The organism is Nitrosomonas eutropha (assembly GCF_003201195.1).
Taxonomy (GTDB): Bacteria; Pseudomonadota; Gammaproteobacteria; order Burkholderiales; family Nitrosomonadaceae; genus Nitrosomonas; species Nitrosomonas eutropha.
This window is the reverse complement of sequence record NZ_QICQ01000027.1, coordinates 1-12,446: the sequence shown is the minus strand read 5'-3', so window position 1 is coordinate 12,446 and position 12,446 is coordinate 1. Positions and strand designations below refer to the sequence as shown.

At 47.3% G+C, this 12,446-nt stretch carries 12 protein-coding genes and 1 riboswitch; of the genes, 8 read left to right on the top strand and 4 right to left on the bottom strand.

All coding sequences use genetic code 11. From position 1 onward, the window contains the following. Positions 1-161: 161 nt before the first annotated feature. The 5 genes from aroQ (at position 162) to C8R14_RS09890 (ending at position 4,424) form a co-directional block, all read left to right on the top strand. Complete coding sequence (gene aroQ / locus C8R14_RS09910) at positions 162-599, top strand: type II 3-dehydroquinate dehydratase (RefSeq protein ID WP_011634935.1); 438 nt, start codon at positions 162-164, stop codon at positions 597-599. A gap of 210 nt (positions 600-809) precedes the next feature. Beyond that, positions 810-1,268 carry an acetyl-CoA carboxylase biotin carboxyl carrier protein gene (accB, locus tag C8R14_RS09905; RefSeq protein ID WP_011634934.1) on the top strand — a complete coding sequence of 153 codons (459 nt, stop codon included), beginning with the start codon at positions 810-812 and terminating at the stop codon, positions 1,266-1,268. Between the two features lie 71 nt (positions 1,269-1,339). Next, positions 1,340-2,698 (top strand): acetyl-CoA carboxylase biotin carboxylase subunit, encoded by a 1,359-nt coding sequence (gene accC, locus C8R14_RS09900; RefSeq protein WP_011634933.1) that lies wholly within the window; start codon positions 1,340-1,342, stop codon positions 2,696-2,698. Positions 2,699-2,733: 35 nt separating this feature from the next. Continuing rightward, positions 2,734-3,675 (top strand): 50S ribosomal protein L11 methyltransferase, encoded by a 942-nt coding sequence (prmA, locus tag C8R14_RS09895; RefSeq protein ID WP_011634932.1) that lies wholly within the window; start codon positions 2,734-2,736, stop codon positions 3,673-3,675. After that, positions 3,672-4,424, top strand: coding sequence for a zinc-ribbon and DUF3426 domain-containing protein (locus C8R14_RS09890; protein ID WP_011634931.1), 753 nt, complete (start codon positions 3,672-3,674; stop codon positions 4,422-4,424). The genes prmA and C8R14_RS09890 overlap by 4 nt, the downstream gene beginning before the upstream one ends. Positions 4,425-4,478: 54 nt before the next feature. On the opposite strand, the gene C8R14_RS09885 is transcribed toward C8R14_RS09890, so the two are convergent. The 3 genes from C8R14_RS09885 to C8R14_RS09875 are packed head-to-tail and all read right to left on the bottom strand — an operon-like array spanning position 4,479 to position 7,004. Further along, positions 4,479-5,819 (bottom strand): N-acetylmuramoyl-L-alanine amidase, encoded by a 1,341-nt coding sequence (locus C8R14_RS09885; protein WP_242500170.1) that lies wholly within the window; start codon positions 5,817-5,819, stop codon positions 4,479-4,481. After that, positions 5,783-6,259: a tRNA (adenosine(37)-N6)-threonylcarbamoyltransferase complex ATPase subunit type 1 TsaE gene (gene tsaE / locus C8R14_RS09880; RefSeq protein WP_011634929.1), complete on the bottom strand. Its 477-nt coding sequence runs from the start codon at positions 6,257-6,259 to the stop codon at positions 5,783-5,785. Before tsaE ends, C8R14_RS09885 begins: the two co-directional genes overlap by 37 nt. 46 nt (positions 6,260-6,305) lie before the next feature. After that, positions 6,306-7,004 carry an SDR family oxidoreductase gene (locus C8R14_RS09875; protein WP_011634928.1) on the bottom strand — a complete coding sequence of 233 codons (699 nt, stop codon included), beginning with the start codon at positions 7,002-7,004 and terminating at the stop codon, positions 6,306-6,308. 292 nt (positions 7,005-7,296) lie between these two features. On the opposite strand from C8R14_RS09875, the gene metK reads away from it, so the two are divergent. The 3 genes from metK (at position 7,297) to metF (ending at position 11,167) form a co-directional block, all read left to right on the top strand. Further along, complete coding sequence (metK, locus tag C8R14_RS09870; RefSeq protein WP_011634927.1) at positions 7,297-8,460, top strand: methionine adenosyltransferase; 1,164 nt, start codon at positions 7,297-7,299, stop codon at positions 8,458-8,460. A 41-nt stretch (positions 8,461-8,501) separates the two neighbouring features. Next, a riboswitch (S-adenosyl-L-homocysteine riboswitch) is annotated at positions 8,502-8,579 on the top strand. A 16-nt stretch (positions 8,580-8,595) separates the two neighbouring features. Beyond that, positions 8,596-10,032, top strand: a complete 1,437-nt coding sequence (gene ahcY / locus C8R14_RS09865) for an adenosylhomocysteinase (RefSeq protein WP_011634926.1) — start codon at positions 8,596-8,598, stop codon at positions 10,030-10,032. A 280-nt stretch (positions 10,033-10,312) separates the two neighbouring features. After that, on the top strand, positions 10,313-11,167 hold the full coding sequence (metF, locus tag C8R14_RS09860; protein ID WP_011634925.1) for a methylenetetrahydrofolate reductase [NAD(P)H]: 855 nt from the start codon (positions 10,313-10,315) through the stop codon (positions 11,165-11,167). Positions 11,168-11,462: 295 nt separating this feature from the next. Here metF and C8R14_RS09855 read toward each other — a convergent pair whose 3' ends face one another. Then, positions 11,463-12,158 carry a phospholipase D family protein gene (locus C8R14_RS09855; RefSeq protein WP_011634924.1) on the bottom strand — a complete coding sequence of 232 codons (696 nt, stop codon included), beginning with the start codon at positions 12,156-12,158 and terminating at the stop codon, positions 11,463-11,465. Positions 12,159-12,446: the final 288 nt, after the last annotated feature.

Sequence of the window (12,446 nt, the reverse complement as noted above, 5' to 3'; positions counted from 1 at the left end):
TTGTTTTATGAGAGATGAATAACGTGACCCCTGAATTGCTTGTTTTGTGATTTAATGAGGTTAAATATTCTTTAACTTCGGCGAAAACACATAAAAAACTGTACAATAATACGATAACACGCCATAATTAATTCGTGGAAGCGGATGGTTAATATAGTGTAATGGTTGCGAAAATCCTGGTTGTTCACGGTCCTAATTTGAATCTTTTAGGTAGAAGAGAGCCGTCCATTTATGGGCATACAACATTGGAAGATATTAACAGGAATCTGGTCGCGAAGGCGCAGGCAGCTTCTGTGGTGTTGGATACCTTTCAAAGCAATGCCGAGCATGAATTGATCGATCGTGTACAAGAAGCCATGAATGACGGCACTGGCTTTATTATCATCAATCCCGCCGCTTTAACACATACTAGTATAGCCCTGCGTGATGCCCTGGCTGCCACAAATCTGCCTTTTGTAGAAATTCATCTTTCCAATATCTATGCTCGCGAACATTTTCGCCACACATCCTATTTCTCGGATATTGCTGTTGGGGTTATCAGTGGATTGGGTGCTGCGGGGTATGAGCTGGCTCTGCAATTTGCTTTGGCCAGGCAGTAGTGTAAAACGGGGCATGACTCCAATATATTTGTCCTAAATCAGTTAAATTATTTTTTTACCCGGTGATCAATACAAATACAAATGACAAAGCAGACTTGATCAATTGATTTACAAGCAAATCAGTTACCAGCCATCATCAAAAGACGTAAAACTGCTATCCCTGAAGATAGATCAGGGCACTTATGAAAGGGATCTGCCCCGGAGGATAAAATGGATTTGAGAAAACTCAAGAAATTAATTGAATTAGTAGAGGAATACAGTATTACAGAGCTGGAAGTAACAGAGGGGGAAGAGAAGGTCCGTATCAGCAAATCCGTAACCATGACACAATCGGTGGCAACGGTTATGCCACAATATCAGATCCCTGTTCCGGTAGAGCCGGCAGCCCCCATAGCCAGTGAGAGCGATGTACAAGAGAAGCCAGGTTTGCCGGAAGGACATATTGTCAAGTCTCCCATGGTAGGTACTTTTTATCGCGCTTCGGCCCCGGGGGCCAAACCATTTGCTGAAGTAGGTCAGCAAGTAAAGTCCGGAGATACGCTATGTATCATTGAGGCCATGAAGCTGCTTAATGAGATCGAAACCGATCGGGGGGGCAAAATCAAAGCTATTTTGCCGGAGAATGGTCAGCCAGTTGAATATGGCGAGCCGTTATTTATTATCGAATAATAATCTTTCGAGAAATAATGCTCTGAATTTTCAGGAATCTATCCGGATCTGGTTTTCATCGTTTAATTTATATGTTTGAAAAAATATTAATCGCAAATCGTGGAGAAATAGCATTGCGCGTCCAGCGAGCGTGCCGGACTATGGGTATCAAGACCGTAGCGGTTCATTCGGAAGCGGATGCCGAAGCAAAATATGTCAAGCTGGCCGATGAATCAGTCTGTATCGGCCCGGCAGCTTCTGCGCAAAGTTACTTGAATATCCCCGCTATCATTAGTGCTGCTGAAGTAACGGATGCGGAAGCCATTCATCCGGGTTACGGTTTTTTATCCGAGAATGCGGATTTTGCAGAGAGGGTGGAAAAGAGCGGTTTTTTCTTTATCGGCCCCCGACCGGATACAATCCGGTTGATGGGAGATAAGGTCTCTGCAAAACACGCGATGCTGCAGGCAGGTGTTCCCTGTGTACCAGGCTCAGAGGGTGCGTTGCCGGATTCACTTGATGAAGTAAGGAAAATTATCAAGGAGATCGGTTACCCAGTCATTATCAAGGCAGCCGGAGGAGGTGGGGGGCGCGGGATGCGCGTCGTGTACACTGAAGCGGCGCTCTCGAATGCGGTGATTACAACGCGTAATGAAGCGCAGGCGGCATTTGGTAACCCGGTGGTTTACGCAGAAAAATACCTGGAAAATCCGCGTCATATTGAATTCCAGATACTGGCTGACGAATACGGCAATACCGTTCATCTGGGGGAGAGGGATTGCTCCATGCAGCGCCGTCACCAGAAGATTATTGAAGAGGCGCCGGCGCGAGGTATTTCGATCAAGTTGCGCAATCAAATTGGTGAGCGATGTGTCGAGGCTTGCAAGCGTATTAATTACAGAGGGGTAGGAACTTTCGAGTTTCTTTATGAGAACAATGAATTTTATTTCATTGAAATGAATACCCGGCTTCAGGTTGAGCATCCGGTGACAGAAGCCGTTACTGGTATTGACCTGGTTCAAGCACAGATTCGTGTGGCGGCAGGGGAAAAACTGTCAGTGCAGCAAAAAGATATTGTGACCAGAGGACATGCCATAGAATGCCGCATCAATGCGGAAGATCCCTATAAGCTGACTCCCTCAGCCGGACGTATTACACAGTACCATGCTCCAGGCGGTCCCGGGATCCGAGTCGATTCCCATATTTACCATAATTATCGCGTGCCACCTTACTATGATTCCATGATCGCCAAGGTAATTGCCTATGGTGACAATCGTGATCTCGCTATTGCGCGTATGCGTATTGCGCTTACCGAAATGATCATTGAAGGAATCAAAACCAATATTCCGTTACATCTGGATCTTTTGGCGGACTGTAACTTTGTATCCGATTCTGTCTCTATTCACTATCTTGAAAACAAGCTTGCACTGTATAACAAAAAAACGACTTGATGTGATCGTGATAAAACCTGTTACACAGATCAGCTATGTCCTGGCTCTCTCTGACTTTTAAAGTTGGGTCCGATTACGTTGATTCGGTAAGTGATCAGTTGCTGGAGCAGGGCGCACTGTCAGTTGATGTACATGATGCGGGTGAAGGGACTGATCACGAACAACCCTTGTTTGGTGAACCAGGTGCTCTCCCGGAGCAATTCTGGCAACAGGCAGAGGTAACAGTATTGCTCGAGGAAAATACGGATGTTGATGAAATTGTGCAGGCAGTAGCTCGGGTGATGGGGATATCTGCGCTGCCAGACTATCAATTGACGCAAGTAGTGGAACAGGATTGGGTCAGATTGACACAGGCGCAATTCGAGCCAATCAAAATTTCCTCGCGATTGTGGGTCGTTCCATCTTGGCATGATTTACCCGATCCTGCAGCAATTAATCTGCGACTGGATCCGGGACTGGCTTTTGGTACGGGCAGTCATCCGACCACACAGTTGTGCCTGGGCTGGCTGGATAAATTTCTTAAACCTGGCGACAGCGTGCTTGATTATGGCTGTGGCTCCGGGATTCTGGCAATCGCAGCGTTAAAACTGGGGGCTGACCGGGTGATGGGCGTGGATATTGATCCGAATGCCATTACTGCCAGCCTCGAAAATGCCCGGAACAATCTCTGTGATCTGGATAAATTATCATTTACCACTGCGCTATCCTTTTCTGGAGGTGGCGATCCTGCTGATACCAGGCAGCATCCTGTTTTCGTAGTGGTCGCGAACATTCTGGCTAATCCTCTGATCATGCTGGCCCCTGTTCTGATGAGTGCCTTGCAACCAGGCGGACGTATCGTGCTTTCAGGAATACTGGAAACCCAGGCTGATGAAGTGCTGCAGATTTACAGCGAGTGGTTTGATATGCAGATTGCTGCAAAAGATCAGGGATGGGTACTGCTTGCAGGTCGGAAATCAGTCAATAGGACATCATGACACTGGTGACACGCTGTCCTGGCTGTCATGCGATTTTTCGCCTGACGGGTGGGCAGCTGCATTCGCATAACGGTGATGTGCGCTGCGGGCAGTGTAAGCAAGTATTCAACGGTTTTACAGCACTGATAGCTGTTCCGGTGGCGTGTATTCAACCGCTTGTGATGTTGCCCCAACCGGATCTGGATCAATCCGACCCTGATAATGCTGCTGTAATGTCGGTTGCTGAAACACCGCCTCCTGTTGATTATTTTGACATTCAACCGTCTGCGCCAAAAATTTCCCGGCTTTGGCTGGTGCCCAATGCAGTATTGCTGGTATTGCTGCTTGGGCAGATTATGCATGCCTATCGTACAGAAATATTTATTGCTTTCCCTGCATTTCGACCGGTATTGAATGAATATTGCACCCTGATGCAATGTGAGGTTGATTTACCACGTCATCTCCATTTATTGAGCCTGGAATCATCAGACTTGCGTGTCAGTTCTTCCGCTGATCCTGATGTGGTGGAGCTTTCTGCAATTATCCGCAATCATGCGCCTTTCCCGCAAGCGTTACCGGCATTACTGCTAACGCTAACAGATGCTGATGAAAAACTGCTCGCAAGTCGTATTTTTACGGCAAAGGATTATCTGGATTCAGCAGCTGATCAATCAATATTTGCGGGGGAAAGTGAAATACAGGTCCAATGTTTCTTGAATACGAATCAGCTCAATGCTATGGGCTACAAACTGGAGCTGTTTTACCCATAAGCAGACATCTCTATAAAACAGTGTAGTCTGAGAACCGGTAGAGGCTGATATCTCTTATCTGGTATCAGCAACATCCATCCGTGTCTGCCAGGATCCGCTGTTGAAATAGCGTTTAAGTCCGACTGATATCGCATCAACCAATTTATTCTGGTGAATCTCTGAATTAAGTTTGGCTTCTTCAGTCTGGTTGCTGATGAATGCGGTTTCAACCAGAACAGATGGAATATCAGGTGATTTGAGTACTGCAAAACCAGCCTGTTCCACATTTTTTTTGTGCAGATGGCTGATTGTCCCGATTTCATTCAATACGTGATTGGCCAGCCGGATACTGTCATTAATCGTGGCATTCATGGACAGATCAATCAGTGTTTGCTTTAGGTATCGATCTTTGTTATCCAGTTTGACTCCGCCGATCAGATCAACCGCATTTTCCTTTTTGGCCAGCCAGCTCGCTGTGGTGGAAGTGGCACCATTTTCTGATAATGCGTAAATTGATGCACCATGTGCTTCTCTCCGTGGAGCAGCATCAGCATGAATAGATACAAATAAATCGGCATTGGCTTGTCTTGCCTTGATGCGCCGTTCAGCCAGCGATATGAAGTAATCTCCGTCACGAATTAGTACGGAACGCATACCCGGTTCCTTGTCAATTCTGGCCTTGAGTTTTCTGGCGATGGAAAGGGTTATATTTTTTTCCATGGAGCCTTGCGGACCAATTGCTCCCGGATCCTTGCCGCCATGTCCGGCGTCAATTGCGATAGTAATAATCCGGTTCTTTTCAGGTTTGCGGCTGGTTGCTGTCAGGACAGTCTTCGAAGTCGCAGCGGGGGTTACATTGTGTGAATGAGCGACTGGCGCAGGTTTCTTGTTTTTTTGTATTAATGCTATGAGTGGGTCCTGTTCATACGGTTCTGTTATCAGTTTTTTCGATGGGTAAAGATCCAGCACCAGCCGATGCCCAAATTGGTCTACAGGATCAAGCGCGAATGCTTTGGGTACAGCATCTGTTTTTAATTCCACGACCAGCCTGACAGTCCGCGAATTGAAATTGCCGACTCTTAATGCACCAACCAGGGGATCCCGTGATTCGGTCTTTGCTGGCAAGCTCTTCAGTACATCAGACAATGAAATATTCTCCATGTCCATCACGATTCTTTTGGGTGATTGGAGTGTGCTGACCGAGTATTTAACCGGCTTACTCGATTCCAGTGTCAACCGGGTATACTCGGGCCCCGCCCAGTAGCGTGCTGCCGTGATTTGAGTGCCAGCTGATGTATCGTTGCTATACAAAGCCAGTTGCAGGAGGATAGCTATAACGAAAAGTAGAAATGGAGAGCACTGCCTGGTTCCGGGTTGATTCATTCGGATACCTGTTTTTGCCAGCGTGATAAGCATTGTTCTCCTGCCTCCGTTTCCGCCTTGAGTTCGGCGATTCTTCCTGTTCCAGAATAGCTGATCCATATTTTCAGATCAGCTGCGTGCAGAAATTCCCCTGCTTTTTCAGGCCATTCGACCAGACAGATGGAATTCTGGTTGAAATACTCCCGGAAGCCTGCTTCTTCCCACTCCAATGGGTCATTGAGTCTATAAAAATCAAAGTGATACAAGTATAACTCTGAAAGTTTGTAGATTTCAACCAGGTTATAGGTGGGACTTCTCACCTTGTCATAATGCCCCAGCCCTTTCAATATTCCACGTGCGAGCGTAGTTTTGCCGGCTCCCAGATCACCATAAAGGAATACGGTCAAACCAGGGCGAAGTATAGCTGCAAGCTGCTCTCCCAGGAACAAAGTTGCTGCTTCATCGTCGAGTTGCACAACATAAGATGAGCGCATTTGGTTACCAGTGAAAGTTTGTTGCTTGAAAGGCAGGTAAAAAAGACTACCAAGGGATGTGCTGTCCATCGTAGGCAAGAAATTTGCCTGTATCCGTATGGGTGATTTTATCCAGGATGCCTTTCATGCCGGTCACACTCTGCTTTGCTGTGATTAACGCGCCACGTCCACCCATATCAGTCTGTACCCAGCCTGGATGTAGCAGCACTGAAATAATACCGCGAGGCTGCAGATCAATGGCAAGACTTTTTACCACCATGTTTACGGCAGTTTTGCTGGATCGGTAAATATAACTGCCGCCACGCTGGTTATCGTCGATACTGGCCATTTTGCTGGTGATGGTGGCGATAACTTTCAATTTGCTGCGAGCAACCTGTTTCACCAGGGCTTCTGCCATTCTGAGGGGGGCGAATGTATTGACCCTGAAGGCCTCCATCCAGTCATCATAGTTGATATGACCAAACTCCCCATTTTGTGCAGGTGGATAAACGCCTGCGTTATTAATCAGCACATCAATGGACAAATCATGCAGCTTTTGTGACAACTGATCTATTTCGGCAAGCTCACGTACATCAAGCTGGTAAATGGAAAAATGATCTTTGTACTGCTCAGCCAGCTGATTGAGCGCCATGGCCTGTTGCGGTTGCCGGCAGCAGGCGACTACCTGCCACCCGTCTGCCGCATATTGTGTGGCAAATTCCAATCCGATTCCCCGATTGGCGCCGGTAATCAAAACAGTATTCATGGAAAACTCCTGTACATGGTCAAAATAATCGGCATTTTCCGGGAGCATTGAGATGAAAAAATGACAGATTATTGCATCCGCATTACCTGATCTAGGCAGGGTCAGTAAAAAGAACAATGATTTTCATACGGATTTCTGGAATAATCCGGTTGCTCAACAAGCAGTGCTTTAAGGTAGTTTTGCACTGTACCTTAATAAATAACTGCAGTCTTTGGCCTCAAATCCGGAATTGGTTTTACTCTTGCCTGAGTATTATCTCATTCATATCCAAATTTAATTAACAAAACAAACTATGAGTAACTATCTTTTTACGTCTGAATCCGTATCTGAAGGCCACCCTGATAAGGTGGCCGACCAGATATCGGATGCAATCCTTGATGCAATTCTGCAACAGGATCCTCATGCGCGTGTAGCCTGTGAAACCATGTGCAGTACAGGGCTGATCGTTTTGTCAGGTGAAATAACGACCCATGCTACCATTGATTACAACGTCATCCCACGAGATACGGTGCGTGAAATCGGCTATACCAGTTCCGAGATTGGCTTTGATGCAAGCACCTGCGCGGTGCTGACCGCTTTTAACAAACAGTCTCCCGATATTGCTCTGGGGGTGAATCGCAGCAAGGAAGAGGAGATGGATCAGGGGGCGGGAGATCAGGGACTGATGTTCGGTTATGCCTGTGATGAAACGCCGCAACTAATGCCGCTGCCGATTTACTATGCACATCGTTTGGTTGAACAGCAGGCAAAATTGAGAAAAAGCGGCCAGCTGTCATGGCTGCGTCCGGATGCCAAATCCCAGGTTTCAGTACGCTATATTGACGGGAAACCGAAAAACATAGAAACAGTCGTTATTTCAACCCAGCATGATCCGGATATTTCCAATGGCGATTTGTTTGAAGGAGTTGTCGAGGAAATCATCAAACCTGTATTGCCTGCAGAAATGCTGAGTAGTGATATTCGGTATCTGGTCAATCCTACCGGTCGTTTCGTGGTGGGCGGGCCGATGGGCGATTGTGGACTAACCGGGCGCAAGATCATCGTGGATACTTACGGTGGCACAGCCCATCATGGTGGCGGTGCTTTTTCCGGTAAGGATCCTTCCAAGGTGGATCGCTCAGCAGCTTATGCTGCCCGTTATGTCGCCAAAAATATTGTAGCTGCCGGCCTGGCACGCAAATGTGAAGTTCAGGTGGCTTATGCAATTGGCGTGGCTAAGCCGGTTTCATTAATGTTGGAAACTTTTGGTACCGGTAAAGTTTCAGATGAAAAACTCGCCGAGCTGATCACCCGGAATTTTGATCTGCGCCCCAGAGCGATCATTCATGAACTGAATCTGCTGCGTCCGATTTATAGCAAAACGGCTGCGTATGGCCATTTTGGTCGGGAAGAACCCAGTTTCACCTGGGAGAAAACCGACATTGCAGAGCAGCTTATAGCGGATGCAGGTATTTGAATATTTTTCATCAACATCATTCAGCGTGAATGATGTTCCATTTGTACCGAGGAGCGCTGCAACGGTCTATCTCGTGAGGCTCGGACAAATGAACAACCCAACAACGGCGCTCTTTCACTTCTCAGGAGATGTGTTATGAGTGCAACAATCAACCCCGTAGTGGACAACTCTGTTTTTACCGACTGCGAGGTGGCTGATTTGTCATTGGCAGATTGGGGCAGAAAGGAAATTGCCATTGCCGAAACTGAAATGCCCGGTTTGATGGCGCTGCGCGAACAGTATGCCGGCAAGAAGCCGCTGGCAGGGGCCAGAATTGCCGGTTCCCTGCACATGACTATCCAGACCGCCGTGTTAATTGAAACACTGGTGGCACTGGGTGCAGAAGTCCGCTGGGCTTCCTGCAATATTTTCTCCACCCAGGATCATGCTGCTGCGGCGATTGCCGCCCGCGATATTCCAGTATTTGCCTACAAGGGAGAATCACTGAAGGAATATTGGGACTACGCTCACCAGATATTTGAATGGACCAGTGATGGCTCGCATGCCGCCAATATGATTCTGGATGATGGCGGGGATGCCACCTTACTGCTCATCCTTGGCAGCAGGGCTGAACGCGATCCTTCCGTGATTGCCAATCCGTCCAATGAGGAAGAACAGGTACTGTTTGCTTCCATCCGTAGCCGTCTTACCAGCCATCCGGGCTGGTACTCGCGTAACCTTGCCGGAATTCGCGGTGTGACAGAAGAAACCACAACCGGTGTACATCGCCTGTACGAAATGGAAAAGAAAGGTGAACTTCCATTCCCGGCGATCAATGTCAATGATTCAGTCACCAAATCCAAATTCGATAATCTTTATGGTTGCCGTGAATCATTGGTGGATGGCATCAAACGCGCAACCGATGTAATGATTGCCGGAAAAATAGCTGTGATTTGTGGTTATGGCGATGTCGGCAAAGGCTGTGCGCAGTCATTGCGCGGCCTGGGAGCAACTGTCTGGATTACCGAGATTGATCCAATCTGTGCATTGCAGGCGGCGATGGAAGGATATCGTGTGGTGACCATGGACGATGCCTGTGATAAAGCAGATATTTTCGTCACCGCCACCGGCAATCTGCGTGTGATCACCCATGACCACATGCTGAAAATGAAGAATCAGGCGATCGTATGCAACATCGGCCACTTCGATTCTGAAATCGATATTGCCTCAGTTCAGAAGTACCAGTGGGAAAACATCAAGCCACAGGTTGATCATGTCATCTTCCCGACTGGCCGCCGCATCATCGTGCTGGCACAAGGACGTCTCGTTAATCTGGGGTGTGCTACCGGCCATCCGTCTTTTGTCATGTCCAGCTCCTTCACCAATCAGGTGCTGGCGCAGATGGAACTCTGGCAAAACGGTAAAGATTACCAGAAGAAGGTGTATGTACTTCCTAAACAGCTGGATGAAATGGTTGCGCGTCTGCATCTGGGTAAACTGGGTGTGAAGCTGACCGAACTGACCGACGAGCAGGCGCACTACCTCAATCTCGATAAAAACGGACCTTATAAACCCGAGATGTACCGTTATTGAGTTTGAGTGGTTGAACTGATTGAAGCCGGAGAAATCGCTGTCAAAGCGACAGTTGTATTCCCCCGGCTTTATCCCGGGTTCTTCATCAGGGCAGAAGATGCGAAATTCAACAGGTGACAAAATACCGTCTTTGCGAGCACTGTAGGTGTCAAGCAATCCAGCAGATTTTGAAAGGTTGTTTTTCGCTGCTGCAAGGATCTGATGGAAAATTTGGGTTTTATTTCATAAATTCTCACTACTGCTTCCTTTGAAGGGAAGTGGCCAATGGAAGTAAGTCCAGATGTTATCCCAGAAAAATTTTACGCCCACATTCAGTTTTGAGTTTTTCCCGCCGCAGACACCGGAAGGCATGGAAAAACTGCGGGCAACGCGTATACAACTTGCCCGCTTCAACCCGAAGTTCTTTTCGGTAACATTCGGTGCAGGTGGCTCCACTCGGGAGCGGACGCTGGAAACCGTGCTGGAAATCCAGGCAGAAGGTTCCCCGGTAGCGCCGCATCTATCCTGTATCGGTTCCACCCGCGACAATATCCGCTCCATTCTTGAAAAATATCACAGCCACAATATCCGCCACATTATCGCGTTGCGTGGTGATCTGCCTTCGGGCATGGCGCAGGCGGGTGAATTCCGCTATGCCAATGAGCTGGTGGCATTTATCCGCAAGGAGTTCGGCGATACTTTCTGGATCGAAGTGGCAGCTTATCCGGAATATCATCCACAGGCACGTTCCGCACTGGAGGATTTCACCAACTTCAGACGAAAAGTTGAGGCAGGTGCCAATGCAGCGATTACCCAGTTTTTCTATAACGTCGATGCCTATCTGCATTTCGTAGAGATGTGCGAAGCTGCGAATATCAGTGTCCCAATCGTTCCCGGCATCATGCCGATCAGCAAATTTTCCCAACTGGCAAGATTTTCCGATGGCTGTGGAGCGGAGATACCCCGCTGGATTCGCAAAAAACTGGAGAGCTTTGGTGATGACATCCCTTCCATCCAGGCATTCGGGCTGGATGTGGTCACCGCACTTTGTGCGCGCCTGCTGGAAGCCGGTGCACCCGGCCTGCATTTCTACACGCTTAACTCGGCCGTACTACCCACAAAAATCTGGCAGCGGTTGGGGCTAACGGGGCATTGAAAAAAATGTAACGGCTTTCTGCGGATTATTATTTGGTAGCCAAAGAGAAAGGTTAGATCATTTTGAATTTACTTGTTTATATATCCACATGAAGCAAGGTAGTTGGCACACTCCTCAGGGGTGAACAGATCCAACACTTTGATGTGGTTTCATTAAACCACATCAAAACAGTATTGGCCTGAATGAATTGTTATATGGGGGTGGGCTAACAAATACTTTACAAATCATTTGTCTCATGTTTGAGGGTGGCTCCTGAAGAATATTCTGGATGTGGTATATGAATGGCTGATAATTATTACAGTCGGAAGCTTTCAGGCCAAAGGAAATAAGGGCCATACTTTGGACTCATGCGGAATTCACCCCCGGCATTTTTCCCTTTGAATGTGATGTAATTTTTACCGTCCCGTACTTCGAGATAACCAGCGTGCGTCAATTGCTCTATAAGATCGATAGTTTTGATTCCGATCTTTTGCGCCAGCTTGGAAGTTGTTAGCTTGTCTGTGGACTGCTCATCGGCTTCAGCTGTTGATTCCGATTCCTTTCCGATGGTCTCGACTGAAATGCGTACTTCATCACTGATACGGATGATGCGTTGTGCTTCTTCGTAAGCTTCCTGATAAAGCTCGGCATCTTCAGAGCGCTGAATGAGCACACCCATTTCGTTGTTGTTAACTTGACTGAATTCGTAGAGATTCAAGCTGGTGATAATGCATAATTCTTCATTGAGATAGCATTTTGCGTGCAGGTTCTTGCAAAAACTAGTCCGTAAATAGAAGAGTTCAGTAAGCCAGCTAATTTCTTCTGGCTGGAGTTCACTTTTTCCGTAGACGACTCTTACGTCAATTTTCAGGCGATTTTTATCTTCCAGCAATTCTTTGATTCTGTCATTCAGGCGAAGGAATGGGCTGATGAGGATGAGCCGATCCTTTGCACTTTTTATGAGTTCTTCGAGGAAGTAATTTGTCGCACTTGTGTTGAGGAACTTTACCATTGTAGATCCATGAATGAATAATTTAATGAAGATATTAATGTAATCTATACGACATCAAATGCCCGGTTCAGGCTGATAAAATAGATCTGTTGATAGCCATATTTAACGGGGGTTTGGTGCAAAGCTTTAACCAGGATGGACATGTATAGATATTTTTCTGTGAACCGCCCCGGGTTTTGAGGAGGCTCCACTATCTGAGAAGATGGAGCCATGAACAAATCAAATAAATATTCCCCCGAAGTAAGAGCGCGCGCAGTCCGTCTGGTGCAGGAACACCGCAGTGAGTAT